The 25,861-nt window shown below is 63.1% G+C and carries 25 protein-coding genes; 13 read left to right on the top strand and 12 right to left on the bottom strand.

Annotation, left to right across the window (positions count from 1 at the left end; genetic code table 11):
- The first annotated feature begins 118 nt into the window (after positions 1 to 118).
- The 4 genes from OG716_RS04960 to OG716_RS04945 all read left to right on the top strand — a co-directional run bounded on the left by OG716_RS04960 (position 119) and on the right by OG716_RS04945 (position 3,808).
- A complete protein-coding gene (locus OG716_RS04960) occupies positions 119 to 337 on the top strand; it encodes a hypothetical protein (protein ID WP_405136509.1) in 219 nt (72 codons plus the stop codon).
- Between the two features lie 169 nt (positions 338 to 506).
- Positions 507 to 1,412 (top strand): SDR family NAD(P)-dependent oxidoreductase, encoded by a 906-nt coding sequence (locus OG716_RS04955; protein WP_405136508.1) that lies wholly within the window; start codon positions 507 to 509, stop codon positions 1,410 to 1,412.
- A 560-nt stretch (positions 1,413 to 1,972) separates the two neighbouring features.
- Complete coding sequence (locus OG716_RS04950) at positions 1,973 to 2,752, top strand: SDR family NAD(P)-dependent oxidoreductase (RefSeq protein ID WP_405136507.1); 780 nt, start codon at positions 1,973 to 1,975, stop codon at positions 2,750 to 2,752.
- Positions 2,753 to 2,911: 159 nt separating this feature from the next.
- Complete coding sequence (locus tag OG716_RS04945) at positions 2,912 to 3,808, top strand: enoyl-CoA hydratase (protein ID WP_405136506.1); 897 nt, start codon at positions 2,912 to 2,914, stop codon at positions 3,806 to 3,808.
- 236 nt (positions 3,809 to 4,044) lie between these two features.
- On the opposite strand, the gene OG716_RS04940 is transcribed toward OG716_RS04945, so the two are convergent.
- From OG716_RS04940 to OG716_RS04920, 5 genes are all read right to left on the bottom strand, one after another.
- Positions 4,045 to 5,214 (bottom strand): thiolase family protein, encoded by a 1,170-nt coding sequence (locus OG716_RS04940; RefSeq protein WP_405136505.1) that lies wholly within the window; start codon positions 5,212 to 5,214, stop codon positions 4,045 to 4,047.
- Between the two features lie 331 nt (positions 5,215 to 5,545).
- The gene (locus tag OG716_RS04935; RefSeq protein WP_405136504.1) at positions 5,546 to 6,694 is read right to left on the bottom strand and encodes an acyl-CoA dehydrogenase family protein; all 1,149 of its coding nucleotides are present in this window, start codon (positions 6,692 to 6,694) and stop codon (positions 5,546 to 5,548) included.
- 682 nt (positions 6,695 to 7,376) lie between these two features.
- Positions 7,377 to 7,568 (bottom strand): ferredoxin, encoded by a 192-nt coding sequence (locus OG716_RS04930; protein WP_405136503.1) that lies wholly within the window; start codon positions 7,566 to 7,568, stop codon positions 7,377 to 7,379.
- 61 nt (positions 7,569 to 7,629) lie between these two features.
- Positions 7,630 to 8,814 (bottom strand): cytochrome P450, encoded by a 1,185-nt coding sequence (locus tag OG716_RS04925; protein WP_405136502.1) that lies wholly within the window; start codon positions 8,812 to 8,814, stop codon positions 7,630 to 7,632.
- A gap of 154 nt (positions 8,815 to 8,968) precedes the next feature.
- Positions 8,969 to 10,474: an aldehyde dehydrogenase family protein gene (locus OG716_RS04920; RefSeq protein ID WP_405136501.1), complete on the bottom strand. Its 1,506-nt coding sequence runs from the start codon at positions 10,472 to 10,474 to the stop codon at positions 8,969 to 8,971.
- A 214-nt stretch (positions 10,475 to 10,688) separates the two neighbouring features.
- Here OG716_RS04920 and OG716_RS04915 point away from each other — a divergent pair, with 214 nt between their 5' ends.
- Positions 10,689 to 11,321, top strand: coding sequence for a TetR/AcrR family transcriptional regulator (locus OG716_RS04915; RefSeq protein WP_405136500.1), 633 nt, complete (start codon positions 10,689 to 10,691; stop codon positions 11,319 to 11,321).
- 87 nt (positions 11,322 to 11,408) lie between these two features.
- Here the strand turns inward: OG716_RS04915 and OG716_RS04910 are convergent, their stop codons facing one another.
- Genes OG716_RS04910 through OG716_RS04895 form a run of 4 tightly spaced genes read right to left on the bottom strand, consistent with a single transcriptional unit; the run spans position 11,409 to position 15,189 of the window.
- A complete protein-coding gene (locus OG716_RS04910) occupies positions 11,409 to 12,017 on the bottom strand; it encodes a GTP-binding protein (RefSeq protein WP_405136499.1) in 609 nt (202 codons plus the stop codon).
- Complete coding sequence (locus OG716_RS04905) at positions 11,998 to 12,372, bottom strand: DUF742 domain-containing protein (protein WP_405136498.1); 375 nt, start codon at positions 12,370 to 12,372, stop codon at positions 11,998 to 12,000. The genes OG716_RS04910 and OG716_RS04905 overlap by 20 nt, the downstream gene beginning before the upstream one ends.
- Positions 12,369 to 12,761, bottom strand: coding sequence for a roadblock/LC7 domain-containing protein (locus OG716_RS04900; protein ID WP_405136497.1), 393 nt, complete (start codon positions 12,759 to 12,761; stop codon positions 12,369 to 12,371). The genes OG716_RS04905 and OG716_RS04900 overlap by 4 nt, the downstream gene beginning before the upstream one ends.
- Positions 12,762 to 12,816: 55 nt before the next feature.
- Positions 12,817 to 15,189 carry a nitrate- and nitrite sensing domain-containing protein gene (locus OG716_RS04895; protein WP_405136496.1) on the bottom strand — a complete coding sequence of 791 codons (2,373 nt, stop codon included), beginning with the start codon at positions 15,187 to 15,189 and terminating at the stop codon, positions 12,817 to 12,819.
- A 273-nt stretch (positions 15,190 to 15,462) separates the two neighbouring features.
- Here OG716_RS04895 and OG716_RS04890 point away from each other — a divergent pair, with 273 nt between their 5' ends.
- The 6 genes from OG716_RS04890 to OG716_RS04865 all read left to right on the top strand — a co-directional run bounded on the left by OG716_RS04890 (position 15,463) and on the right by OG716_RS04865 (position 20,204).
- Positions 15,463 to 15,963, top strand: a complete 501-nt coding sequence (locus OG716_RS04890) for a Zn-ribbon domain-containing OB-fold protein (RefSeq protein WP_405136495.1) — start codon at positions 15,463 to 15,465, stop codon at positions 15,961 to 15,963.
- Positions 15,963 to 17,159, top strand: a complete 1,197-nt coding sequence (locus OG716_RS04885) for a thiolase family protein (protein WP_405136494.1) — start codon at positions 15,963 to 15,965, stop codon at positions 17,157 to 17,159. The genes OG716_RS04890 and OG716_RS04885 overlap by 1 nt, the downstream gene beginning before the upstream one ends.
- A gap of 3 nt (positions 17,160 to 17,162) precedes the next feature.
- Positions 17,163 to 18,005 (top strand): SDR family NAD(P)-dependent oxidoreductase, encoded by an 843-nt coding sequence (locus OG716_RS04880; protein ID WP_405136493.1) that lies wholly within the window; start codon positions 17,163 to 17,165, stop codon positions 18,003 to 18,005.
- Between the two features lie 61 nt (positions 18,006 to 18,066).
- On the top strand, positions 18,067 to 18,840 hold the full coding sequence (locus OG716_RS04875; RefSeq protein WP_405136492.1) for an SDR family NAD(P)-dependent oxidoreductase: 774 nt from the start codon (positions 18,067 to 18,069) through the stop codon (positions 18,838 to 18,840).
- A complete protein-coding gene (locus tag OG716_RS04870) occupies positions 18,840 to 19,409 on the top strand; it encodes a nuclear transport factor 2 family protein (protein WP_405136491.1) in 570 nt (189 codons plus the stop codon). The genes OG716_RS04875 and OG716_RS04870 overlap by 1 nt, the downstream gene beginning before the upstream one ends.
- A gap of 114 nt (positions 19,410 to 19,523) precedes the next feature.
- Positions 19,524 to 20,204 carry an NmrA family NAD(P)-binding protein gene (locus OG716_RS04865; protein WP_405136490.1) on the top strand — a complete coding sequence of 227 codons (681 nt, stop codon included), beginning with the start codon at positions 19,524 to 19,526 and terminating at the stop codon, positions 20,202 to 20,204.
- Positions 20,205 to 20,415: 211 nt separating this feature from the next.
- On the opposite strand, the gene OG716_RS04860 is transcribed toward OG716_RS04865, so the two are convergent.
- Positions 20,416 to 21,300 (bottom strand): TIGR03619 family F420-dependent LLM class oxidoreductase, encoded by an 885-nt coding sequence (locus OG716_RS04860; protein WP_405136489.1) that lies wholly within the window; start codon positions 21,298 to 21,300, stop codon positions 20,416 to 20,418.
- Positions 21,301 to 21,526: 226 nt separating this feature from the next.
- Here OG716_RS04860 and OG716_RS04855 point away from each other — a divergent pair, with 226 nt between their 5' ends.
- A complete protein-coding gene (locus tag OG716_RS04855; protein ID WP_405136488.1) occupies positions 21,527 to 21,829 on the top strand; it encodes a hypothetical protein in 303 nt (100 codons plus the stop codon).
- A 109-nt stretch (positions 21,830 to 21,938) separates the two neighbouring features.
- Here the strand turns inward: OG716_RS04855 and OG716_RS04850 are convergent, their stop codons facing one another.
- Entirely contained in the window at positions 21,939 to 22,913 is a 975-nt protein-coding gene (locus tag OG716_RS04850; protein WP_405136487.1) for an alpha/beta fold hydrolase, read from the bottom strand.
- Positions 22,914 to 23,230: 317 nt separating this feature from the next.
- Between OG716_RS04850 and OG716_RS04845 the strand changes: the two genes are divergently transcribed.
- Positions 23,231 to 24,403, top strand: coding sequence for a thiolase family protein (locus OG716_RS04845; RefSeq protein ID WP_405136486.1), 1,173 nt, complete (start codon positions 23,231 to 23,233; stop codon positions 24,401 to 24,403).
- Between the two features lie 104 nt (positions 24,404 to 24,507).
- On the opposite strand, the gene OG716_RS04840 is transcribed toward OG716_RS04845, so the two are convergent.
- Positions 24,508 to 25,659: an amidohydrolase family protein gene (locus OG716_RS04840; RefSeq protein ID WP_405136485.1), complete on the bottom strand. Its 1,152-nt coding sequence runs from the start codon at positions 25,657 to 25,659 to the stop codon at positions 24,508 to 24,510.
- Positions 25,660 to 25,861: the final 202 nt, after the last annotated feature.

Here is a 25,861-nt window from a genome sequence, read left to right as displayed (position 1 = left end):
AGAACAAGTGACCGTCGATCTGGTAGACCCGATCCTGCAACTTGTCAGTACTCTCGCCTATCTGCTGTTGCGCGGCCAATTGCCGCCTGCGCGTTGACTTCCTACCGGCAGGTGTGAGATGCGGGCAGGGCCGTACATCAAATTCGCGAGGCGCGAAGCGCTGTGCCGGGTCCAGGTCGCCACCAACGGCCTGCTGATGCAGTTCATGGCAACAGTCGATCAAGCCCAGAATTTCACCGACGCGATGAGCAAGCATCGATCTGAGCTATGCATCCTGATCGACGAAGAAGTGAGTTCAGACCTTCGATGGCTGCCGTGCCGCAGGCTGTGGGACTGACGAGCATCGAGGACGACTCCTTCCCCCCAGCGAAACGACAGGCTCCTTTTATATAACTGATTATACGATATAATCGCTGGGGCGCATCAATCCCGCCCCACGATCTCGCAGTCATGAACCGGGCACGACTTCACGAAATCGTCCGGTCTGTGTTGGAAGGAAATAACAGATGGGTCTTCTCGATGGTCGCGTGGTCATCGTCACCGGCGGCGGACGCGGCATCGGCCGCAGTCACTGCCTCGAACTAGCCAGACAGGGCGCCAAGGTCGTGGTAAACGACCTCGGCGTCGGGCTGCACGGCGAGGAAAGCGCCGAGACTCCGGGCGAAGCCGTCGTCAACGAGATCAAGGAACTGGGCGGCCAGGCCTTCGCGGACCGCACCGACGTTACCGATTGGCAGGGAGTCGAGGATCTCGTCGCCCTCTCGGTAGATACGTTCGGCGGGCTCGATGCGGTGGTCAACAATGCCGGCATCGTCCGCGACCGGATGATCACCTCGATGTCCGAGGGCGACTGGGATGCGGTAATCGGCGTACACCTGAAAGGCACCTTCAACCTCACCAAACACGCCTGCGACTATTGGCGCGGCGTCGGGAAGGCCGGCGGTGCGGTGACCGGACGGATCGTCAACACCACCTCCGGCACCGGGCTGTTCGGCAATATCGGCCAAGCCGCGTACGGTGCCGCTAAAGCCGCAATCGCGAACCTCACCATGATCACCGGCATGGAGATGGCTCGCTACGGTGTCGCATGCAACGCCATTTCTCCTCTGGCAATCACCAGGATGACCAGCGGATCCGCCCTGGCCGAAGAAAAAGAACCCGAAGCGGGCTGGGATCCGCTGGATCCGTCGAACTCCTCGCCGCTGGCAGCTTGGCTGTGCTCCGAGGAAGCGGGCTGGCTCACCGGCGCCGTGCTGCGAATCACCGGCGGCACGGTGTCCAGAGTCAACCCGTGGACCATCGACACCGCGGCAAGGTACGAGTCGCGATCCGGCGAGCATCTCGCTGTTGAAGAAATCGGCGCCGGACTGCGGCGCGCCTACGGTGCGATTCCTCGCGGCATCGGGAGCTGATCCACGGTGGAACAGCAGTTCCCCCTCTATGGCGTGCCCTGCATCATCTGCGAGCGTCCCGGCCTCGCCTTCGTACCGGCAACAGGTGTCAAGCATGCCCAAGGGTGGTGCGTCTTCGGCGAGTACCCCGGAACCTGGAGTCGGCGACACACAGCCAAATCAATCGATAATGCTTCGATGGTCTCCGGTAATCCGTTTCAACGCTCCCTCGAAACGCGACGCAACCGCGCGGTTGCATAGGGCATTTCGAGCCGCACACCGACCCCTCCGTTGAACCTCCGCTACAAGCGAGCGATTGTTACTGCACCGAACCGAACAATGCAATGGGAAGACGATAGAACACGGTTCTTACGGCAGAACAATGGATTTCGCCAGTAGGGCGGGAGTAAGGTACGAGGAGCGTCGTAAATACTCGGCAAACTTTACCGAACCACCTTTTGGTTCGCCATAGATATGGTCGAAGCAGATCGGTCGAACGACCAGAACTGCTTCGATCCCAGGGACTGATGTATCGATTCATTTGAATGAGTACACGGTCGCGAGGAAGAGCGAGGTTCTTCATGAGTGGAAGGTTCGACGGTCGGATAGCGCTTATCACAGGCGCAGGCTCCGGAATCGGCCAGGCAACTGCCAGCCTATTGGCACAAGAGGGCGCGACCGTTGTGGTAAACGACATCTCAATCGATAACGCGGCCAGCACCGTAACCCGGATACTAGACTCGGGCGGCGACGCACACGCGATCGTCGGCGATGTCACCACACCGGGATTCGTCGATGAAATGTTCACGGCAACACTCGATCGATGCGGACGAATCGATATCGTACACAATAACGTTGGATTCGGCGGGAACGATTCTATTGTCGATACCGAAGACGGCCCTTGGCACCATGGGATTGACGGCAATCTCGGCGCAACATTTCGAGGGATCCGGGCTGCGATCCGAGCCATGACTCCGATGCGCAGCGGCGTGATCGTGAACACAGCATCGGCTGCCGGAGTTCGCAAGGTGCCGGGAGTCGTTCCCTACTACGGTGTCGCCAAAGCAGGTGTCATTCAATTGACGAGAGAGGCAGCAGTGGAGGCCGGAGAATTCGGTATCCGGGTCAACGCCGTAGTGCCGGGAGCCGTCCGCACGCTCGCGCTCGAAACGTACCTGAGCAGAGACAGATTCGAGCACTATGTGAACCAATTACCGTTGCGACGCATGGCTGAACCGATGGATATCGCAAAGGCTGTCGCCTTCCTTGCTTCCGACGATGCCGCGGCGATCACCGGGACGGCGCTCGCGGTCGATTCCGGTATCGGAGCCGTCCTGTATCAGCCGTCCATGGACGTGTGATCGCGATATTTCCGCTGCCCGCGATCTGACGAACAGCGCTACGGCCGTAGCGCTGTTCCCCGTTGTCGCCGGGTTCATACCTCGCACCGCTGATGTCGCAGCGTCACGCTCTCGCAGCGGTGCTATCGACCAGTAACCCCAGCAGCACAGGAGCTCGACATGCCATACAAGTTCATCCAGTACGAGACAGTAGGCGATGGCAATCTCGCTCGAATCAGCCTGAACCGTCCGGAGGCTCGCAACGCACAGAACCGCGGCTTACTCGTCGAACTCGATGAAGCCTTCCGTCGCGCGGAGCAAGACGATTCGATCGACGTGATCATCCTGGCCGGCAATGGACCCAGTTTCTCGGCCGGGCACGACATGGGTTCGGAGGTCGCGGCGGCGGAAGAATTGCCCGGCCCCGAGCAGCATCCGACATTCCGCATCGACGGCGGAACCGCGCAGTCCCACGTCGAGCGTCGTATGCTGCAGGAATGGCACTACTATTTCGAGTGCACCAATAGGTGGCGAAATCTGCGGAAGATCACTATCGCTCAAGTCCATGGCAAGGTGATCTCCGCCGGGCTGATGCTGATGTGGGCATGTGATCTCATCGTCGCAGCCGAGGACACCCTATTCGCCGATGTTGTGGCCACCCGGCTGGGGATGCCGGGTGTCGAATATCTAGCACATCCCTTCGAATTCGGCCCGCGCAAAGCGAAAGAGCTTCTACTCACCGGCGACGCGATCGATGCGGACGAAGCATGCCGCCTCGGAATGGTGTCGAAGATCTTCCCGGCTGGGGAACTACCGCAAAACACCATCGAGTTCGCGAGCCGAATCGCAAAGAGACCGGCGATGGCACGCCTGTTGATCAAGGATTCGATCAATGGCGCGGTGGACGCGATGGGCTTCCAGGAGTCACTGAAACACAGTTTCACCTTGCATCAGCTGGGTCATGCGCATTGGACGGCACTGCACGACGACAAGTTTCCAGCCGCCAAACCGGGCCCCGACATCACGGACTGGCGCGCCGCCGGTCCACTTCGCATCGCTGACCCCCATCGACCGTAACCGCGGAGTACGAGAAGCACTCCGTACTGTCGTGCGGACTGCTCACCATTGGGTCTATCGGATCGCACTCGAAGTGCGGAGTCTGATCTGCTCCTGGCACTGCTCGAAGATGAGTTTCTCCGGCTCACCCTATAACCGGAACCGGACGACCGGACGGAACGCCACAACGTGTTCCTGTCCGGTCGAGAGACGAATTTGTGTCAAGGACTCCCACGACACCGGTGGTGAGCTCGCTGTCAGAGGCGTTCGTAGATCGTCGCGTTGGCAGTGCCACCGCCTTCACACATGGTCTGGAGCCCGTAACGCTTGCCGGTCCGCAGGAGGAAGTGAACGAGTGTGGTCGCAAGCCGCGCGCCGGAGCATCCAAGGGGATGGCCCAGGGCGATAGCGCCGCCCATCGGGTTAAGCTTCGCTTCGTCGGCGCCGGTCTCCAACAGCCAGGCCAGCGGCACCGACGCGAATGCCTCGTTCACCTCGAACGCGTCGATGTCATCGATCGTCAGTCCCGACTTCTTCAGCGCCAGCGCTGTTGCCGGGATCGGGCCGGTGAGCATCTTGATCGGGTCATCGCCCGTCACCACAGCGGTGTGAATGCGGGCGAGCGGGGTGAGGCCGAGGCGCGCGGCGTTCTCCGAAGTGGTGATGAGCACTCCAGCCGCACCGTCGGAGATCTGCGACGCGTTGCCTGCGCTGATCCGTCCTCCTTCCAAGAAAGGAGTCTTGAGCGTGGCCAATTTCTCGACCGTCGACCCGCGCCGGATCCCTTCATCCGCGACTACCGAGCCACCCTCGGTCACAATAGAGATGATCTCGGCATCGAACGCACCACTGTCCTGCGCGGCAGTCGCCAGCTCGTGCGAACGGATCGCGTACTCGTCCAACCGAGTCCGCGACAGGTTCCACTTGGCCGCGATCTTCTCTGCCCCGTAGCCCTGGTTGAACGTGCCGCCGAAGCCGGGCTCCGACAATTCGCGCGCGTACCTGGTGACCGCGGGGCCTCCCATCTCACCCGTGCCGGGCACCCTGGACGCACCCATCGGCACGGCCGACATCATTTCGACGCCACCGGCCACAACTACGTCGGCCTGACCGGAGATCACTGCAGCGGCAGCGGTCGAGATGGCCTGCTGCGACGACCCGCATTGCCGGTCGATGGTGAAGCCGGGAACCGACTCCGGCCATCCGGCGCCCAGCACCGCCATCCGGCCGATGTTTCCGGACTGCTGGCCCACACTCTGCACCGTGCCCCAGTGCACGTCATCGATGACGGCCGGGTCGATACCGGTTCGTTCGGCAATCGCGATCAGCACCCGGGCCGACAACTCGACCGCATGCACATCGGCTAGGCCGCCACCCCGCTTGCCGATAGGTGTGCGCAGAGCTTCGACGATCACGGCGTCACGCATCTGAAGTTCCTTTCGATAATGGTCCCCGGCCGGTGGCGAACAAAATCGCACGGCCCTAGATAATTATATAATTACACTCAATGTGCCGAACAGCGACCAGGTCGCGAGCCACGGTCCGAGGGCAACGCAACCGAATCGCGCGCGACACGGTCCGACCTCCCGGCCGATGACGACAGTGGAGAACGGCCCGCGGTCGGCCTCCGGCAACTCCGGTCGCGTGTCCGACCGGGCCGTCACATCCGAGATTCAATGGCCCAAAAGGATTCGGCGACTTCGGGCCCGATGGCACGAAATCATCGAACCCGATTTCCCCGAGGATGTGGATCGGCGGTCAGAAACCCATGCCCTTGCCGACGATATCCATCATGATCTCGTTGGTACCCCCGTAGATTCGCTGCACCCGCGAATCCCGCCACAAGCGGGCAATCTCGTACTCGTTCATGTAGCCGTAGCCGCCGTGCAACTGCAGGCACCGATCGATGATCTTCCACTGGGTCTCGGTCGCCCACCATTTGGCGCCGGCCGCCTCGTCCGCGGTCAGCTCGCCCGCGTTGACCGCGAGGATTGCCTGGTCTACATACGTCTGCATGACGTCGACTTCGGTCTTCATCTGGGCCAGCGCGTGCTTGTTCACCTGGAAGTTGCCGATCGGGCTACCGAACGCAACCCGCTCCCGCGCGTACGCGATGGTCAATTCCAGCGCGCGCCTGGCCTGCGCCACCGCATGGATGGCGATACCGAGGCGTTCTGCGGGCAGGTTCGCCATCAGGTGATAGAAACCGTGGTTCTCCTCGCCGATGAGATTCTCCGCCGGGACCCGCACGTTCTCGAAGATCAGCTCCGCGGTGTCGGCGGAACGCTGTCCGATCTTGTCCAGCTTGCGGCCGCGCGAAAAGCCCTCCATACCGGTCTCCACCACCAGCAGGCTCAGGCCCTTGTGCGGCTTGTCGGCGTCAGGGTTGGTGCGACACACCACCACAACGAGGTCGGCAAGCAAGCCGTTGGAGATGAACGTCTTGGAACCGTTCACAATGTAGGAGTCACCGTCCTTGCGGGCGGAGGTCTTGACATTCGCCAGGTCGGAGCCGGCCCCCGGCTCGGACATCGCGATCGCCGTGATCCATTCACCGGACACATACTTCGGAAGCCACCGCTTCTTCTGCTCGTCGGTGGTCAGGTCACGAAAATAGCCTGAGAGGATGTCGTTCTGCACGCCGAGACCGATACCTACCGTGCCGGTGGCGTGGAACTCCTCGTTGAGGATCGCGTTGAACCGGAAGTCCTTGATATCCGATCCGCCGTACTCTTCGGGCATCTCCCACCCGAGCAACCCGAGCTCGCCGGCCTTGAGCCACACCTCCCGGTCCACGTAACCGCGTGCCTCCCACTCGTCGGCGTGGGGCACACATTCCTTCTCGAAGAAGGACCGGGCGGTGGCACGAAACTGGTCGTGCTCGGGATCGAAAATAGTGCGGCGCATGGCGGAGCTCCTGGTGCAGCAGTGAACTGAGCTGAGGGTTTGCTGTTTCAGTTAAACAGTCTAACTGATTATAGCGGAGAGGTACCCCACGGCTCCACACGCCTGGCATCGATTCGGTTCGATGCGGCATCTACTACGCCGAGTCCCGTCGAGACCGTTCACAAACGCATCCAGGCGTATGTCTGATACCGCGCGACATCCCGATCGGCGCACGACAGAGAGCAGTAACCCGCAGGCCGGGGATCGTTCGCACCAAACAGCACCCGTCCGCAGAATCGGCAGTACAACTGACGCACCGCCATACGTGATCGAACGATCCATTCGAGCTGGCGTAACCAACTTCTCAACAGATGCATCAATTCAGCCGATCCCCATCGCCACTCGCGAGGTACGCGGGGAACTCGACAATTGACATGCGCCGCCACGGCGTGGATGGAAGCTGTGACCGCATACCATCGGGTCGTCATCGTTCACGATCACCTGCTGTTTCCGTTCGAGCAGACCCATCCCCGGCGCCTGCCCGCGCAGTCCAGCCTTCGGCCGGCCCGAGAATCTCTGCAAAGTCCCAGGCAGACGTTAGCACACAATAAGAGTAATTAGCTTACTGATTAAGTCGCAAAATCTGATAGGCCGCCCACGCACCGGCACAACGGGATCACGCGACGGCGAATGCACCGGCGATCTACTCATCGATCGCTAGTGCGCGCTCCGGGCACGCGCGGACACCGTCTCGTGCCCGCTCGGAATGCTCCGGGGTGAGCTCCCTGGATACTGCCGTGGAATAGCCGTTGTCGTCGAGCGGAAACAGATCGGCATCCACCGCATGACAGAGCGCATGTCCGACACATCGGTCCCTTTCGAGGCGAAGTCTCATCGGCGCGATGCCCCTTTTCCCGTCACCCAGCCCGATCGCGTCGCGAAGCGCCGTGCAGCGATCATGCGATCACCACCGGCAGATTGGTGACCGTTCTAACCGCCACGTTGTCATACGCCAGCGCCCCGACGTCGACCTCGTAACGAGGAATCCTCGCCAGCACTTCCTCCATAGCGATCCGCAGTTCCAAGCGCGCGAGGTGCGACCCGAGACACCGGTGCACTCCACTCGCGAAAGTCATGTGACCGACCCTGGGACGACGGAAGTCCACCCGCATAGGATCCTCGTGATACGTCGGATCCACGTTCGCCGCAGCCCAGAAGGCGCTGATCTGTTCGCCTTGCCCGATGACCAACCCGTCACCAAGATCTATGTCGCGCACCGGATACCGCATGCCCAAAGGGACAGGCGACTCGTACCGGAGCAGTTCCTCGATGGCCGGCGTCAGCAACTCCGGAGTGTCGACCAGGATCTGCCGATGCTCCGGATTCCTGCCGAGCCAGGCGATCAAACACGACAGTGAGGCGGTAACGGTGTCCAGCCCGGCAAACATCAGCAAGAACAGGATGTTGATCAGATCGAATTCGGCCAGCGGCTCGCCGCCCACCTCGGACCGCAACAGTTCGGCGATGACATCGTCGTCGTCGAGGTGTTTGCGTTTGTCCTGCAGGAACCGCCCGAAATAGTCGAGCAGCTTTCCCCCAGCTACTGCCATATTCGCTTCGATCTCTTCGGTGGTGTCCCCCTTCGGATGAATGACCCCCTCCTTGAACTCCAGGAAGAAGTCGAGATCCTCGATGGGAGCGCCTACAAGCCCTAAGAACGTCTGGCATGGCAACGGCGTACAGAACTCACTGTTGAACTCAGCGCCACCGGCTGCTCGAGAGTTTTCGATCAGGTCGACCGCCAACCGGCGAATCTGGTCTTCGAGGACCTGAACGCGCTTCGGCGAGAACATCGGGTCGAGCAGGCGACGCCACTTCTTGTGGTCCGGTCCGTCGATCTCGAGGGGTATCAGCTTTCCGTCATGACCGAAGCTTCCCCCTCCGCCGCCGTTGCCCAGCACGTCCGGGTGCTTGTTGACGGCGAGGATGTCCTCGTGTCGGTAGAGATGCAGGGCGCCGTCGATATATTCGGCGCGGATGTCCCGCGCCTTCTCGAAGTACACTTCCTGCGGACTGGCCAGGGTTTTCACCTGCTGCGACAGCCCCGAAACTCGGGGGTCGAATCTGGTGGTGGGCTGCATGTGGCACCTCCGTAACGTGACGCTGAGGCCGGCACCACAGTTGCTGTCGCCGGCTGAGTCGGTAGCTATGAAAATTCACGGGGGCGTGGCGCCATATGCCGTCCGCCGACTGCAGGGTCTGCTCAGACATGCATCCCGATGCGTCCGAGACGGATCAGTGCTCGGGGCTAGCAATGGACTTGATGCGCAGGTACTCCCGGAATCCGGCAACGCCGTGTTCGACGCCGTCGCCACTGATGCCGTACCCACCGAAGGGCGCATCCGGCGACAGGTAGAAGGAGGCGCCGATGTTCACCGTGCCGGCCTTGATGCGGCGTGCAACCGACCAGGCACGCTCTTCATCCGAGGACTGCACATACGCCGACAACCCGTACCGGGAGTTGTTGGCGACACGGACGGCTTCATCGTCGTCACCGTCGTAACGGATGACCGACAACACCGGGCCGAATACCTCGGTCTGCGCGATCTCGGAATTCTCGTCCACATCGGCGAGAACGGTGGGCTGGTACCAGAATCCGCGCCCGCCGCGATCACCACGCGACCCTCCGCACAAGACTCGGGCACCCTCCGCGACTGCACGGTCGACCAAGCCCTCGACGCGCTTCAATTGCTCCTCGCGGATGATCGGCCCCACGACGTTGGACGGATCCCGGGGATCACCCCAGGGCAGATTGCCGACCATCGCCTCCAGTTTCGCCAGCACCTCGTCATAGATATCGGCGTGCACGATCATTCGAGTCGCCAGCGCACACCCTTGACCACTGCTTGACATGCACATGGCCACACCGAGACCGCATGCCAAATCCAGATCGGCATCCGGCAGCAGGACGTTCGCCGACTTACCACCCAGCTCCAGGACCGTGTGCCGAATTCCGTTGGCGGCACGTTCGGCGATCCGCTGTCCGACACCGGGAGAACCGGTGAAATGGAACAGATCGATCCGGTGGTCAGCCGTCATGGCGTCGCCGGCGGTGGCTTTGTCCGAGGAACTGATCGTATTGAACGCACCCGCGGGGATATCGGTCGATTCGCTCACGATCCGAGCGAGTAGCGCGGCCGTCAGCGGGGTGTCCGGAGCGCTCTTGAGCACCACCGCATTGCCGGTGGCAAGCCCGTGATGCACCTTCCAGATCGCTGTCATGAACGGCGCGTTCCACGGTGTGATCGCACCGACGACGCCGTACGGCTCATAGCGAATGCGACGCAAACTCGCCATACCGAGGATTTCGTACGCCGGCAGCTGTTCCTCCCACTGGAAGGATGTGATGAGGTTGTTGAAGAAGTCCATCCCCTCGACCATCAGATCCACATGGGTCGAGATAACCGAAGTGCAGATCCCCGCCTCTGCGGTGACAATCGCCCTGATATCGTCCAAACGTTCCCGGAGCGCACCCTGCAGCTGCACGAGGCATCGTTTCCGGAACTCGTGATCCGTGGCCCAATCCGAGGTATCGGCGAACCGGCGCGCCGCCTCGATGGCATCGTCGACGTCCTCGACTCCCGCATCCGCAGCCGTCCCGACCACCGATTCGTCAGCCGGATTGATCACGTCGTATCGGCGTCCCGATCGCGCCTCACGAAACTCGCCGTCGATGAACAGCCGACCCTCGATCGTGGCCATATTGTCGATCTCCTCATGCTGTTGTCGGATGGCCGACATCTGGACGCCCCATCCGATGAACCGTGAACCGCCGGGCCCGCCGCATCGCGGCTCCCAGCGGTTCGCTGATTGATTGGTGAACATGCCCGCCGCATTCCGAGCACTTCACTCAACTGGTGATGTGACCGGCATCTCATCGCAATAATTTAGCTGTATTTCGACACTCCGGTCAAGGGAGGAGGACTCCCTAATTTCATCGTGAGACCATGGCCGAATGGCGACCAGCACCGACCGCAGACGTCGATCCTCGGCCGAAGTCCGCAATCTCATCATTGATGCCGCTTCAGCAGAGTTCATCGACATCGGATTCGAGCGCACCAGCATCAAATCGATCGCGCGACGTGCAAGCGTCACGGAGTCGATGGTGTACCGCCACTTCACATCCAAAGCCGAGTTGTTCCAGGCAACCGCCGCCGAACCCCTCGTCGAGTTCATGAACGGCTTCGCGGCGACGCTGGGCACCGACACCCGGCTATCCCCCACCGATGTCACGTTTCGCTTCATATCCGGGCTGTACGACCTATGCACGACCAACCGCCAAATCCTCGTCTCGCTGGTCGCGGGAGCCGGCGAAGACAAGCTCACCGGAGAGGGCTCTCCCCTCACACCGTGCCTGCACGCGCTGATGGACGGCGTCCACCGCTATATGACAGCCAGCGGTGCGACGGCGACCAGCGACCTCCGGCACGCCGTTCGGCTCGCCGTGGCACTCGTCCTCGGTACCGCACTCGGCGGCGATGCCCTGTTCCCCACCGCGGCCGACAGCCGGGATATCAAATCGTCGCTGACCCAATTCGTACTGTTCGGCGTCGGATACACACCGACAGGAACGGCGAACGAGCCGTGACCCGAGCGTGCGCCGAGTCGCTGGGAGATCACCGCCGAGGGTGGCCGCGATTGCGGTCACCTGCCGAGAAACCGCCCTCCCTGCCACTCAAAGCGGCGCATCAGCCTGAATCCGCCTCGCCCGCGCGAGAATGTATTCCATCGATGTCAGCAGGACTTGCTTGACCGAGTCGCGACTGCGTGCGTCGCACAGGTTCACCGGTACGGCGGGGTCGAGATCCAACGCTCGCCTGACCTCGTCAGCCGTGTACAGGTTGGTGTTGTCGAAGCAGTTGACCGCCAACACGAAGGGCAGCTGCCTGCTCTCGAAATAGTCCACCGCGGCGAACGAAGCCTCGAACCTTCGGGTGTCGACCAGGACGACGGCGCAGAGTGCGCCGCGGGACAGTTCGTCCCACAAGAACCAGAAGCGGTCCTGTCCAGGCGTTCCGAATAGATAGAGAACCAGCGATTCGCTGAGGGTGATCCGCCCGAAATCGAGTGCGACCGTGGTCGTGCTCTTCGATTCCACTCCGTCCAGAGTGTCGACACCGACGCTGAGTTCGCTGATCACCTCTTCGGTGCGCAGGGGCCGCACTTCGCTGATCGCGGACACCAAAGTGGTTTTGCCGACCCCGAAACCACCCGCCACCAGTATCTTGACGGCGGTGATCGGAAGCGTGCCCGACTCCCGGAGATCAGAGTGCGCGAATTCCATCCAGTACCGTCCGAAGAAGATTGATGTCCGCCGAATCGGCGTTCATAGGTCGCGGGGATCGATAGGCGACGTAGCCGTCGTCGATCAGGTCGCCGATAAGGATCTTGGTGACCGCGAGCGGTCGGCGGATCTCGGCCGAGATCTCCGCGACCGACTTGGGAACGCCGCACAACTGCAAAATTTCGCGGTACTCGGGCTCCAGCCGGGTGAGCCCCAGACCGGTCGACATCGTGATCACCAGGGTGATCATGTCCAGCTCGTGCCGGTTGCTCGCCGTGCGTCCGCGTGTCACCGCATATGCCGGCACCAGTGGACCTGCGTCGTCGTCGAACCAGGGATCGCGGCGATCGCTCATGACGATCTATGGCCTGCGCCGTAGCCGATGTTCGGACGCGGAGCCGTTGAGAGGAATGTGCCGACGCGAGCCACCGTCTGGTTCATCTCGTAGGCGACCATGCCCATGTTTATGTCCTCGCCCGCCAGTACGGCCATACATGCGTTGTCCCCGGCCGAGGTCACGAACAACACGGCGCGATCCAGCTCGATGACAGATTGGCGAACCCCGCCGACCCCGAAATGACCGCCTGTACTTCGGGCGAGCCCCTGTAGCGCCGAGGCCAAGGCGCAGAAATGTTCGGCGCTCTCCCTGGTCAAAGCGCTGGACTTACTGATCAGCATGCCGTCGGTCGAAAGCACCACGGCGGACTCGATTCCCGGCATGCGGCCGAGGAAATCATCGAGCAACCAGTCCAGGTTCTTCGCAGTATTCGCAGATGTTGTCACCGCGGGTTCTCACTTACTATTCGTTGGGGGGGAACGTTGGGGGCGGCGCGGACGCTCTGCCTTGGCGCGTACCGCTCTCGATCGCGGAGAACAGGTCCCGCGACTCGACCGCGGAACGCTGTGGCGGCATAACGCCCAGAACCGGCGTGCTGTCGGCCAGCTGCGGCGCAAGATGCGACTGACGTTGCCGGCGTGGCAGTTCCGGCCGTGGACCGGCGCGATGCTCGATCGGATCTGCGATCCTTCGCCCAACACCGTGCCGATCGAGCAGGCCCGGGCGGTGGTCCTGCGGCGGGTAGTCCTGCGGCTCGGCCGACCGCCACGGGGTGTGCGGCGAGGAGCCGCTGCCATGGCCGGTATCGGAAAGCGTATTCGCAGTGATCGATGGGGTGACCGGGCTGGTGATTGCCGGCGGTTCCGGGATCGCCCCGGCCGGTTCGTCGACGGACAGCAGTGCCGCAGGGATCAGGACGACAGCCTTCACACCGCCGTACTCGGACTCCACCAGTCGTACCGACACGCCGATGCGATGGGCCAGCCTAGCCACCACGAACATCCCGAGCCGATTGTCGCTCGACAAGGCTGCAAGCGCGAAATCCGGTGGTTTCGAGAGCGTTTCGTTGAGGACCGCCATTTGCTCGTTAGCCATGCCGAGTCCCTGGTCCGCAACTTCGACGACCACGCCCCGGCCGACGGCGTTGCCGGACACCTCCACCCGGGAATCAGGCGGAGAGAACGCGGTGGCGTTGTCGACAAGTTCAGCCAGGAGGTGGATCAGGTCGGCGATCACTCCGCCGGACACCTTGAGGTCGGGCAGCCGCCCGACCCGGACGCGGAAGTAGTCCTGGGCCTCGGCGACGGCGCCGCGCACGAGTTCGTCCAGTTGCACCGGCTTTCGCCATTGCCGCCGCGGCTGTTCACCGCCGAGAATGATCAGGTTCTCGGCATTGCGGCGTTCCCGGGTCGCAAGGTGGTGCAACCGGAAGAGCAGGTCGAGGATTTTGGGATCCTCCTGCTCGTACTCGGCGTCGTTGAGCAACCTGAGGTGCCGGTGCAGTACGACCTGACTGCGGTGGGCGATGTTCACGAATACGGAATTGACACCTTCACGAGTCCGCGCTTCCGTGGCTGCCGCGTTCACGGCCGCCAACTGAGCGCGGTTGAAGGCGTCTGCGACCTCACCGATCTCGTCGGTGCCGAAATCGAGCCGGGTCATCTCCTTCTCGATATCCACCGGGTCACCGCGATTCAGCGCGCCGATGATCGCGGGCAACCGGTCGTCGGTGAGCGCGGTGGTCTCGGCCCGCAGCCGGTGCAGTCGGTCGATCATCTTCCTTGACATTCGCAAGGTGGTCACGAACGCCGCAGTCGTGACAGCCAGGACCAGCAGGCCACCGAGCAACGAATTCCTCGCCCGGCTGTCGCCGAGCTCTCGGGCAAGCGCGGAGACATGCTCTGCCTGGCCGGTCCAGATCCGGAGCATCACGTCCGATACCCCGGTGATCGCCGCTTCCCACTCGGCCGTCGATGCCAGCAGTGCATGGTCGTCCACCTGCGCCGACTCGCCCCGGGACGAAGGAACCGCCGCCTGATCCGTCTGGCCGGTAACGCCGCGCCGGACCAGAATGCTTTCGATCTCGCTGAGCGTGCGCCACTCGCGCGACTCGGTCAGCGCGTGCCATTGGGCGCGGCTCCCATCGGTCAACTCCCCGGACAGCATCTCCATCTGGTTGCGATAAGAGCCGACCTGACGGCCGAACTCCTCGACATCCTTAGGAGACAGCCCGCCTGTCGCCTCTGCGGCAACCGCCAGATCGTGCCCGCGGGCCATAGCTTCTGCCGCCGTGAACGAGTCGAGCACGATGCGGAGACCGATCGCGATCTCGGTGTCCGGAGCGCTGTGTGCGAGCGACACCATGGCCCCGCGGGCGGCGTCCGTGAGCCGATTGTAGAAGGCATACGAGTCATCGAGCGAGATCGTGTTCGTGTCGACCTTCGCCCGCACCGAGGACAGTTCGTGCGCGAGCCCGTCGAGCGCGGTCTGCGCGCCCGCCATCGATCCTGGATCGCGATCCTCGAAAGCGCCTGCGGCGCCGATCATTTGCTGCACCAGTGAATCCACCTTGGGCCGCAGATCTTGTAGACCTGTGGACAACTCGGGGTGGCCGGCGATCCGCAGCAGGGTCAATCGCCGTTCCTGCTGCACAGCCTGGGCGAAGGCGAGCCCCGGCGCGGAGTGCTGTCGCTGCTCATCAGCCCAGGTGCTCAGTTGTTGTCCTTGCACCACGAGATAGGTGGCGCCCCCTCCCCCGATGGCCAGAAGGGCGAAACTCGGGACGAGCGCGATCGCCAGCACACGCGCTCGCAGGGTGCGAAAAGCCTTGAACACGCGCCCAACCTAGCTCAACACCGCGATGAATTGCAGTTAAATCAACCAACCTATTCAATTATTTCTGTCCTCACTCACACACGCGCGCACAGATCGCCGATCAATCGCCGAAGACCAGCTTCCGTCGGTTCGCGAGAGTGCGCGGTCCATCCCGCCCTCGGGGACCGCTCGTTTCCGCAGCAGAACATTGTTCGGGCCGCTACCTCTTCCCCCGTACGCCTCACAGGCCGAAGATCGAAAGACGATAGCCAGCGGTGAGACGAGGGAGTACGTATGGTCGACCAATCAGCGGCAGCAGGGAACAGCATCCCCGGAGCGACCCAGGACACCAGTCAACCCGCCGACGAGAAGGTCTTCCAGCGGTATCCACGCATCCGGCTGGATCAGGTCAACATCGAGTACTACCGCAGCCTGCTCACGCACACTTTGACCGCGGGTTGGTGCTCGCATTGCAGCCTGTGGCACACACCATTGCGCCCGATCTGTCCCTCGTGCTGGGCCACCGATGTGACCGTCCGGCCGGTTCAGGGTGCCGGGACGGTTCATCTGCTGACCCGCCTGCACCAGGGACCGCCCGTCGTGGACTACTCGCCACCATGGCCGCTCGCGGCGATCGAACTCACCGAGCAGGTGGGTCTGCGAATCGTGGCGCCACTGGTCGAAACCCCGGACGCGCTGCAGCGCGTCGGGCAACCCGTGGAACTGACCTGGATCGACCGTGAAGGCGCGCCGTGGCCTGCGTTCCGCGCCGTGACCGGCAAGGAGAACGACTGATGAACCTCCTCACCCAACGCAACCCGATCAAGGATCGCGTTGCCATCGCCGGACTCGGACGTTCCTCCTACGGCCGGGACCGCGGCACCACCGAACTCACGATGGTTCTCGAGGCTGCGACATCGGCGATCGGCGATGCGGGTTTGACCGCGGGCGACATCGACGGCGTCGTCGGAGGTGGTCTGCACACCGGCGGCATCGACCCTGCCGTGGTCGTCTCGGCCCTAGGGCTTCCTGCGGTGACCTGGTGGGCCGGCGCCCGCCCGCCGATCGGCAATCATCTGACCGCAGCTGTCAACGCGGTGTGGTCCGGTGCCGCGAACGCAGTACTGGTCTACCACTCGATGTACCGGCTCGGCCGCGATCCGTTCCGGGCCAGGGCGGCCGCAGGTCTGCCGGACGGACGCGCGATCATGGGCGACGGTCACACCGAGGTCGAGCCGTGGGGCATGTTCGGGGCGACCGGTTACGCCGCCTGGGCCGCGCGCTACCTCGAAACATTCGCGCGCGACCGGCAGGATTTCGGCCTGGTCGCGCTGAATGGCCGCGCCGGCGCGGCCGACAATCCAGACGCCGTGATGCGCGACCCCATGGGCATGCCCGACTACCTCAATGGACGGATGATTCGCGAACCCCTGTGCGTCTACGACATGGATATCCCGGTGGACGGTGCCGACGCGTTCGTGGTGACGACCGCCGACCGAGCCCGGGACATGCCGGGGAATCCCGTTCTGGTGCACGCGCTGTCAATGGGTATGGCCGCCCATCCCGAAGAGCACTTGACCGCCGGCCTCGACCACACCGGACAGACGGTGGCGTCACAGGCGCTGCTGGCACGCAGCGAGCTGAGTATTGGGGACTTCGATGTGCTGTTCCCCTATGACGGCTTCTCGATCATCACCCTGCACTGCTTGGAGTCCTACGGGTTCTGCAAGCCCGGCGAGGCCGGTGACTTTCTCACCGAACACTGGGACCAGGAGCGAAACCGCGTCCTGATCGATGGCCGGGTGCCGATCAATCCGCACGGCGGCAGCCTGTCCGAAGGTGGATCCCAAGGCGCCGGGCACCTGAGGGAGGCGGTGCTTCAACTGCGCAACGCCGCAGGCGATCGGCAAGTGAGCGGCGCGAGCTCGGCACTGCTGTCACCTGGCGGGCTGTTCTTCAATGCCCAGGGCATCGCTCTGCGTGCCGGCTGAGCCATGCGGACCAGCGAAAGCGGGAAGGCGGCGCCGAACGGTCCGCTGAGTGGCAGAGTCGCGCTCGTCACCGGCGCGGGCCGCGGGCTGGGCGCGTCGTATGTAACCGCGCTCGCCGCAGCCGGTGCTGCGGTGGTGGTGAACGATGCCTCTTTGTCCGTCGACGGCGCAAGCAGGGAAGACACGGACGTAGCGGGCGCCGTCGTCGAAACGATCACCGCGGCGGGTGGAATCGCCACCGCCGACCGGTCGGACATCTCGCATTTCGCCGGAGCCGAGCAGGCCGTGACGTGCGCGATGGAAGCCTTCGGGCGGCTCGACATCGTGATCAACAACGCCGGAATCCTCTCGGCGCCTGCTGTAAGCGACCTGTCGCAGGAGGAACTCGACCGGGTACTGGCCACGAACGTGACGGGGAGTATAGGGATCGCCCGGGCGGCATTCGCGCCGATGCGCGAGCGGCGCTACGGCAGGGTGATCAACACAGTGTCGGAAGCGGCGCTCGGAACCGGGTATCACGCCGGAGTCGCGTATGCCGCGTCCAAGGCAGCGCTGTGGGGATTGACCATGGTTCTCGCCGACGAAGGCGCCCCCTACGGCATCACTGTGAATGCCGTGTCGCCCGGCGCCCGCACCCGGATGTCGCACGATCACCTCGAGCGAGTGGGTACCACATTGGATCTGGACCCCGCCCACGTATCTCGCGTGGTGCTCGCATTGGTCGCCGAATCCGCCGGAGATATCACAGGCCGAGTCATCCACGCCGCCGGTGGCGCGGTGCGCGAATACCAACTGAAGCGGCACGCCGATACACCGCTCGTCGCGAGACTCACGCGATCCGAGTGAGCATGTCCTGGACGCAGGCGGGAGTTTCCGTCGCGGCCGGGCCGAACAGAAAGGTTTCATGATGGATTTCGCCGAGACCACATTCCGTCCGAGCCGATTGAGCGGCAAGGCCGTCCTGGTCACCGGAGCCGGCCAGGGAATCGGGCGGGGCATCGCGCTGGCTCTGACCCGCGAAGGAGCCTCGGTCGCCCTGGTCGGGCGGACCTTGGCCAAATGCGAGAAGGTCGTCGACGAGATCACCTCGTTCGGAGGGAAGGCCATCGCCCTGGAATGTGACGTGACCGATCGTGACCGGATCGAGCAAGCGATCCGAGCCACCGCCGAGGAATTCGGCGGGCTCGATGGGCTGGTCAACAACGCGCAGTCCTCGGTCCAAGGCCCTCTGGCAGAGGTGACGACCGAGGACGTCGAGGTGTGCTTTCGTAGCGGGCCGCTGGCGGCCTTGTGGGCGATGCAAGCCGCGCTGCCGCTGCTACGCGAGCGCGGCGGCGGGTCGATCGTCAACTTCGGATCGAGCACGGCGATCAACGGCGCGCCGCTGTTCGGCGCCTACGCGATGGCCAAGGAAGGTATCCGCGGGCTGTCCCGCGTAGCGGCCCGGGAGTGGGGCCGTTATGGAATCCGTGTGAACGTCGTTGTCCCGACGGCACTTTCGCCTGCCTCCGAGCAGTTCCGGCAGGAACAGCCCGAACGCTACCAACAGCATGTGCGGCGGCTGCCGTTAGGCCGGATGGGTGATCCGGAGACCGACATCGGCCGTGCCGTGGCCGCCTTGATGAGCGACGATCTGGCCTATCTCACCGGCGACACGGTGATGCTGACCGGGGGCGAGTGATGGACCCGTCGGGCTTGGCCCGGCGGCTCGCCCGGGCAGAAGCGCAGCTGGAGATCGGACAGTTGCCGATCCGGTATGCGCTGGCGGTCGATCAACGCGATGTGGACAGTTGGCTGTCATTGTTCACGCCGGATGTGCAGCTGGGCCGTCGCGGGTCGGGCCGGGAAGCATTGCGCGCGGTCATAGAACCGCAGCTGCGCTGGTTCTATCGGTCGATTCACCTGGTCTGCGGCCACCGAATAGAGCTGGGACCGGATGTCGACGACAACGGCCCCGACACTGCTACCGGGCAGGTCTACTGCCGTGCCGAACACGAGGTCCGTGATCGCTGGGTAGTGATGGCCATCCGCTACGACGACACGTATCACCGGATCGATGGGGAGTGGTTGTTCCAGCGGCGGATCGAACGCCACTGGTACGCCACGGACCTGCTCGAGCGCCCACAGGAGGCCGACTTCGATAGCTGGCAGGTGGGACCAGCACCCGCCCTGCCCGCATACGAACCGTCCTGGGCGGCATTCTGGCCACCGGACGTCCCTGCTCCGACGTTCAGACCCGCCGAGGTCTAACAGAAGACCAGCAGGGATTCCCTGCTGCCGGCGTCAACTCCGGCAGTGTTGGTTCCAGGCAATCCCCTCATGCTATAAATAGTTAGTTAATTCATCTATACGTTGAGGTGGCTGATGCACGTCCTGGTAATCGGTGCGACAGGGGAGGTCGGCGGCGGCGTCGTAGCTGCCTGCCTGAGTCGCGGTTGGAACACCACTGCGGTGGCACGGACCGCATCGGCACTGCAGTCACTCGCCGATGATCACCGCGGAGCACCACTGTCCACTCTGGTCGGAAGCCTTGACAGTGATGAGGCTGCCATCCGGCTTGCAGAATCGATCGAATGGGCCGATATCACCGGTCTGGTCGTGTCCGTTAACGGCGCCTGGACAGCAACCCCCCTAGCGGATTGTCACTGGGATGTGATCGCGGAAACCTTCGAGCGACAGTTACGACCGCATGTCATCGCCGCCCGGATATTGATTCCGCGACTACGGGCCGGTGCGACGTACCTGGCAATCGGCGGCGGCATGGCTGATGCGATTTTTCCGAACATGGGCCCTGTGTCGATGGCTCAAGCCGCGCAGCGCAATCTCATCCGAGCGTGGGATCGCGAGTATCGTAATGTCCCGGTTTCGATCAGGGAGCTACTCATCGCCTCATTCGTGAACGGCAAGCGCACGCGATCGCAAGCACGCCCCGGATGGCTCACCGATAAGGAAATCGGGGAATACGCAGCGGACATCCTCGCAGCTCCGGCGGACAATGCAGGACCGATTCTGACAATCACAGCAAAGGACCAGTCAGGCGCCTGAGGCGAAGAGCTACAAAGAGGCGCGGTTCGCGCACAAGCCGGCCTCGACGACGGTGACGCCTACGGAGAACTGGCGGCGATCCTCGCCACCGGCATCAGCACATGAAGGAAACCATGACCTGATGCTGACATCGTGGACCGCAGCAGTGAGCGGGCCTCCGAATCCTGCGAATTCACAACAGTTTTCATATACCGAGCGCCAGGGTACTCACCTAGACCTCGATCGCGGTAGCGTCGCAGAGCTGGTCCAGCATGCGCTCGGCATCGTCCATACGGAACAGTGGCATTCCCAGGATCACTCGCTCTCCCCCAGCCTGGGCAAGGCTTTCAAGTGTCGGCACGAGCGCGTGCAGGTAGTCGCGGTAATCCTCGACGCCGATGTCGGTCCAGAAACCGGTGTCGATGAATGTCAGACGCGGCGTCCCAACCCTTTCCGCCCTCCTCCACGCGTCGTTCAGATCATGCAGGTTCGCCTCCAGGTCCGATATCATGGCGATATTCGGCATCCAGCCGTCGCAGAACTCCGCAAGTTGAGTGAATGCTCGGGGCCCAGGACGGCAACCGAGCAAGATCGGCGGATGGGGCGCTTGCACCGGTTTCGGCCGGCACCAACTCTCAGTGAAGCTGACGTGCTTGCCATCGAAGCTGGTCACCTCCGACGTCCAGAGTGCGCGGACGGCAAGCACAACCTCTCGCAGAGTCGCCATGCGACGGAGTGGATCGAGTCCCCGGTTCACCATCTCCAGCTGGTTCCAGCCGTATCCGATTCCCCAGTCGAAGCGTCCTCCGGAGGCATGATCGAGAGTGGCGATCATCTTGGCCAAAGTGATCGGATTATGCTCGGCGGGAAGCGATATCGCCGTTCCGAGGCGAATCCGTTCCGTCGCGGTGGCCGCGGCGGCAAGAGTGACGTACGGGTCGGGAACCCTCTTGTAGAAGTCGGGCGTCTCCTCGTGGAAGGCGTGTTTGGTCGCGGTCGGCAGATGGCTGTGCTCACCCAGCCAAATGGACTCGATTCCGCGCGCCTCGGCCATCTGCGCGACAGCAACGGTATCGGCGGCCGACTCACGCGGAGTCGTCATCAGCCCGATCTTCATCGATGCCACCCTTTCTCTCGGGGTCGGTTCACGCACCGCGGCGATTCACTCTCGGCCGCAACACCTCTCGGCGGCGCCAGCCCACGACACCACCGACCTGTGATCCGTACCGCCAGTCTTTATTTTACACTGTAACGCAATATCGAACCTCGGCGGAATCTCCCATAAGCGGTATATCATTCAACTGCATTGGGAGTCATTCACAATCGGAACGAAAGGACACTCGGTGACACACGAGAGCATCGGCGCAGCCACGCTTCTGCAGGAAGAAGAGGAGGTTCTCGGCGATCCCAGCTTCGAGCTCCTCGTTCGCGACGGCAGGCCCATCGTCAGCGGCTCATACTTCATCCATCCGCCCCTGCGCGCCGTCGAAGCGGAACTCGATGACAACGGCCGACTGACCGTCCGTGCCAACGACGGCACAGAATGGGGCGCCGAGAACGTCTTGCGAACGGGGCAGGTCAACGTAGTGCTCTACCCTCGCGGCGAAGCCGACCATCCCGCTTATCAGGGCAAAGACGCAAGATAGGCGATCTGGATCGCAGCCCACGCATCTGCCTGAGGCACCTTCCGGCCGGCTCCACCCGCCCCTCAGAGGCTCCCGTTGCCCTCCGCGGCAGCGCCGATTTTGCCGGGACTCACGGACGGACCGTCAATTCTGTGGCCGCAAAGCCCGGCAGATCGAGCCGCGAGCAAATTCGCCTGGCGAGGAAGTCGCTGAGCACAGTCTCGAAGACCGCATTGTCGTCGCCGGCGACCATGTGGTGGGCGCCGGCCACGGTGGCAAATTCCGCGTGCGGAACCAGGTGAAGGAACCGCACCGAATCCTCCACACTCAGCACATCGGACTCGCCGCCGCGAACCAACAGCGTCGGGACGCGCAGACTCGACGCAGCGGCACCGAGCCCAACCGGGTCGATCAGCGTATTGCGTTGCACGGCCTGGTCCGACGGCGTAGCGAGAAATGCCGGATCCCAGTGCCAGTACCAGCGGGAGCCTACTTTGCGCAAATTCTTGCGCAAGCCGTCGAGGTTCTTCGGCCGCGGTCGATGCGGAAGGTACTCGGCAATGGCGTCGGCGACCTCGTCGAGACTGCCGAAACCCTCGGCAGCGCGGTTCGTCATGAAGTCACGAATGCGATCGGTGCCCGCCGGTTGCAGGAACGGCGAAACGTCGACCAGCACCAGCCCGAGCGCGAGATCCGGACGGCGTCCGAGCGCGGCAAGGGATGAGTTTCCGCCCAGTGAAGCGCCGATGAGAACCGGACGTTGACCGATTGCTTCGACGATCGTGATCACGTCCTCAGCGAACCGATCGAGCCCGTAGTATCCGTTCGGCGACCATCCGCTCTCTCCATGTCCACGCAGGTCCATCGTCAGGGCGCACCATCCGCCGGCGGCAAGGTCGGCAGCCGTGCTCCGCCACGAATGGCGAGTCTGTCCGCCGCCGTGCAGGAGGACGATCGGCGGGTCGCTCGGATCGCCGAAGCGATCGCCGACCAGCTCGACGCCATCAGCGGTGATGACGATCCGCTTGTGCACGGGCGCGGTCCGATGCTCGGCCGATCCCTGTACTGAACCTGTCATTCTGTCTCGAGTTCCTTTCTTCAGCATGCATTGCTACTTCTGGCCCACTCGAAGGTGCTTCGCACCCGGAATTCGACGCGGAGCCGCTTCGCGGATCTCCTCGAGCTACTTCGGTGAACAGATCGCCGCTCACTGGTTTGGAGACTTCCGAGTGAGCTTTCCGGCTGGGAAGCGCCCGGCGCGAGTACTCGCTGGGCCAAATCCAGCCAGTCCGCCTTGCCCCCGAGCCGCCGCGCATGTCGGGCGCAGCAGGATCGTTGCCAACCAATAGAGATTATAGATTAAGCTAATTAGGACGGCGCTGCCACCCGAGTGGCGGCGACCTCCGAAGAAAGGTAAGGCTTATGCGGGACGCAGTGATCGTGGGCGCGGTTCGAACACCGGTCGGCAAACGCAAGGGCGGTTTGGCGGGTATTCATGCCGCCGACCTGTCCGCGCAGGTTCTCAACGAGTTGGCCCGGCGAACCGGCGTCGATCCGGCTCTGGTCGACGATGTGCACTGGGGCAATGTCCTCAGCATCGGCGAGCAATCCGGGAATATCGGCCGCATGGCCGTCCTCGCCGCGGGGTGGCCGGAGTCGGTACCCGGCTTTACGATCGACCGGCAATGCGGCTCGTCGCAGCAGGCGATTTCGACTGCGGCCGCTGCCGTGGTCAGCGGCCAGGCCGATTTCGTGATCGCCGGTGGCGTCGAGATGATGTCGAATGTTTCGATGCAGGCCGCCTACGTACCGGGAACCGGCGAAATGGGCGGTCCCGCGGTCACACGCTATGCCGCCGAACTGAACGGCGTGCCCGGGTTCGACGGCCGATTCAATCAGGGCGGCGGCGCGGAGAAGATCTCGGTCGAGTACGGCCTCACGCGGGCCCAGCTCGACGAATACTCGCTGCGCTCCCACGAGCGCGCCGCCGCCGCCCAAGATGCCGGCTACTTCGACGAGGAGATTCTCGCGATCAAGACATCATCTGGTGTCGTCGACCGAGACGAGGGCATTCGCCGCGGCTCGACCGTCGAGCAGCTCGGCGCGCTCAAAGCCCCGTTCCTGGAAGGGGGCATGGTCACGGCCGGGAACTCCTCGCAGATCTCCGACGGTGCGGCAGCACTGGCGGTCACCACCTCCGATCGCGCGGCTGAGCTCGGCCTGCGGCCGCTCGTCCGGGTGCACACCGCGGTTGTCTGCGGCGACGATCCGGTGCGCATGCTGACCGGACCCATTCCGGCCACTCAGCTGGCGCTCAAACGGTCCGGGCTCTCGGCCGACGAGATCGGAATCTACGAAGTCAACGAGGCCTTCGCTCCCGTGCCCATGGCTTGGGCCGCTGCCATCGGGGTACCGGACGACCACTTGAACCCCCTCGGAGGCGCGATCTCTCTGGGCCACCCCCTCGGCGGTAGCGGTGCGCGAATCGCCACCACCCTCATCCATCACATGCGCCGTACCAGGTCCCGTTACGGACTGCAGACCATGTGCGAAGGCGGCGGCACCGCCAACGCGACCATCTTCGAGCTTCTCTAGCAGAGTGGGCGACCGGCGGACAATTGTTCCGCCGGCCGCCCACTGCTCGATGGAAGGGCCCTGTGTTCCATTCGGAACACAGGGCCATCGTTGTAGCGGAATCCTCAGGCTACAGCGGCAGTCTTGGTGAATACCTCGTTGCCGGGAGGTTCACCGATGTGCGGGAAAAGGTCCAGGAAGGCTCCCACCGTGACACGGTGACGAACCTGGTCATCCACCCCATCGAACAGTTCGTGCAACGTCTTTTGTGTGTGACCGTAGGTGCCTTCCAGATGCGGGTAGTCGCTACCGAACATGACGTTCTGGTACCCCATGCCCGTCACTGTCTCGACCGCGGTCTTGTCGTGCTGGAACGAGACGTACACCTGGCGGTAGATGTACTCCTTGGGCAGCATCGACAGCTTCGGCCGCACGAACATCCCGTGCTGGCGATAACCCTCGTTCATCCGGTCACCGAGGAAGGGAGCCCACGCGGCGCCACCCTCGGAGATCAGCACCTTCAAGGTGGGATGACGATCGAGCGCGCCCCCCGCGATGAGCTGCGTAGTCGCGCGCTGACCACCGTATGTGGTGTCTACATAGTTGAGAACCGCACCACCCGGACCGAAGAACGGGACCATTTCACCATCGGTACCGATGTGGATCGTCAGGATGAGTCCGGTTTCCTCGAGCGCGGCCCACAGCGGCTCCCAGTAGTCATGGTTGTAGGTTGGCTGCCCATTCGGCGGAACGGTCGGCAGGTAAACGGCGTAGAAGCCCTGCGATTTCGCGCGATAGGCCTCCTTCACCGCGTCCTCCACCCGCAGCAACGGCAACATCGCTGTAGCGATGAGCCGTTCGGGCGCTATGTGCTGAATCTCGGCCAGAGCCCAGTCGTTGAGCGCCTTGCAACCTTCTCGGACCAGGACGGGATCCTTGATCATATTGGACCACAAGCCCAGCGACGGGAAGGTGATCTCACCCCAGATCCCCTCCTGGTCAAGGTCTTTCAGCCGCTCACGGGTATCGCCGCAACCTGGCGGCCGAAAACTCAGCGACAGGATCGTCTCGCCCGCGAACTCGCCGTCTCTGATCGGCTTGGGCAGCGGACGCACGAACGATTCTCCGTCGATGTGCACGGTCTCGGTCTTGCCGTCCTCGGACTTGACGGATCTCGGCATGCGCTCGGCCAGCTCACGCGGGAGCGTCTTGTCGAACAGATCAGGGGGCTCGAGGAAATGAGAGTCACCCGAGTTCGCCCACATCTTGGCTTCCATTGCAATCCTTCCTCGCCGGTCGAGGAGTTCGACGGCGCGGTCGCACGTCCCACAAACATTATAGCTAATCAGCTAAAGAATCTACCTAACTGGAGCGATGAACCTCCGCCCGCCAAGCAAGAACTCTGCACTAACGGCACCACCATATATACAAACTATTCAACTGTTAGGCTCATGCGCGCCGTACAGATACCCGAAGACT

This window comes from Nocardia sp. NBC_01388 (assembly GCF_045040085.1).
Classification (GTDB): domain Bacteria; phylum Actinomycetota; class Actinomycetes; order Mycobacteriales; family Mycobacteriaceae; genus Nocardia.
This window is presented reverse-complemented; position numbering and strand designations above follow the sequence as displayed.

Excerpts from the sequence above, each read along its gene's own strand:
- OG716_RS04960 (WP_405136509.1), top strand. The coding sequence starts at position 119 with ATGCGGGCAGGGCCGTACATCAAATTCGCGAGGCGCGAAGCGCTGTGC.
- OG716_RS04955 (WP_405136508.1), top strand. The coding sequence starts at position 507 with ATGGGTCTTCTCGATGGTCGCGTGGTCATCGTCACCGGCGGCGGACGC.
- OG716_RS04950 (WP_405136507.1), top strand. The coding sequence starts at position 1,973 with ATGAGTGGAAGGTTCGACGGTCGGATAGCGCTTATCACAGGCGCAGGC.
- OG716_RS04945 (WP_405136506.1), top strand. The coding sequence starts at position 2,912 with ATGCCATACAAGTTCATCCAGTACGAGACAGTAGGCGATGGCAATCTC.
- OG716_RS04940 (WP_405136505.1), bottom strand. The coding sequence starts at position 5,214 with ATGCGTGACGCCGTGATCGTCGAAGCTCTGCGCACACCTATCGGCAAG.
- OG716_RS04935 (WP_405136504.1), bottom strand. The coding sequence starts at position 6,694 with ATGCGCCGCACTATTTTCGATCCCGAGCACGACCAGTTTCGTGCCACC.
- OG716_RS04930 (WP_405136503.1), bottom strand. The coding sequence starts at position 7,568 with ATGAGACTTCGCCTCGAAAGGGACCGATGTGTCGGACATGCGCTCTGT.
- OG716_RS04925 (WP_405136502.1), bottom strand. The coding sequence starts at position 8,814 with ATGCAGCCCACCACCAGATTCGACCCCCGAGTTTCGGGGCTGTCGCAG.
- OG716_RS04920 (WP_405136501.1), bottom strand. The coding sequence starts at position 10,474 with ATGTCGGCCATCCGACAACAGCATGAGGAGATCGACAATATGGCCACG.
- OG716_RS04915 (WP_405136500.1), top strand. The coding sequence starts at position 10,689 with ATGGCGACCAGCACCGACCGCAGACGTCGATCCTCGGCCGAAGTCCGC.
- OG716_RS04910 (WP_405136499.1), bottom strand. The coding sequence starts at position 12,017 with ATGGAATTCGCGCACTCTGATCTCCGGGAGTCGGGCACGCTTCCGATC.
- OG716_RS04905 (WP_405136498.1), bottom strand. The coding sequence starts at position 12,372 with ATGAGCGATCGCCGCGATCCCTGGTTCGACGACGACGCAGGTCCACTG.
- OG716_RS04890 (WP_405136495.1), top strand. The coding sequence starts at position 15,463 with ATGGTCGACCAATCAGCGGCAGCAGGGAACAGCATCCCCGGAGCGACC.
- OG716_RS04885 (WP_405136494.1), top strand. The coding sequence starts at position 15,963 with ATGAACCTCCTCACCCAACGCAACCCGATCAAGGATCGCGTTGCCATC.
- OG716_RS04880 (WP_405136493.1), top strand. The coding sequence starts at position 17,163 with ATGCGGACCAGCGAAAGCGGGAAGGCGGCGCCGAACGGTCCGCTGAGT.
- OG716_RS04875 (WP_405136492.1), top strand. The coding sequence starts at position 18,067 with ATGGATTTCGCCGAGACCACATTCCGTCCGAGCCGATTGAGCGGCAAG.
- OG716_RS04870 (WP_405136491.1), top strand. The coding sequence starts at position 18,840 with ATGGACCCGTCGGGCTTGGCCCGGCGGCTCGCCCGGGCAGAAGCGCAG.
- OG716_RS04865 (WP_405136490.1), top strand. The coding sequence starts at position 19,524 with ATGCACGTCCTGGTAATCGGTGCGACAGGGGAGGTCGGCGGCGGCGTC.
- OG716_RS04860 (WP_405136489.1), bottom strand. The coding sequence starts at position 21,300 with ATGAAGATCGGGCTGATGACGACTCCGCGTGAGTCGGCCGCCGATACC.
- OG716_RS04850 (WP_405136487.1), bottom strand. The coding sequence starts at position 22,913 with ATGCTGAAGAAAGGAACTCGAGACAGAATGACAGGTTCAGTACAGGGA.
- OG716_RS04845 (WP_405136486.1), top strand. The coding sequence starts at position 23,231 with ATGCGGGACGCAGTGATCGTGGGCGCGGTTCGAACACCGGTCGGCAAA.
- OG716_RS04840 (WP_405136485.1), bottom strand. The coding sequence starts at position 25,659 with ATGGAAGCCAAGATGTGGGCGAACTCGGGTGACTCTCATTTCCTCGAG.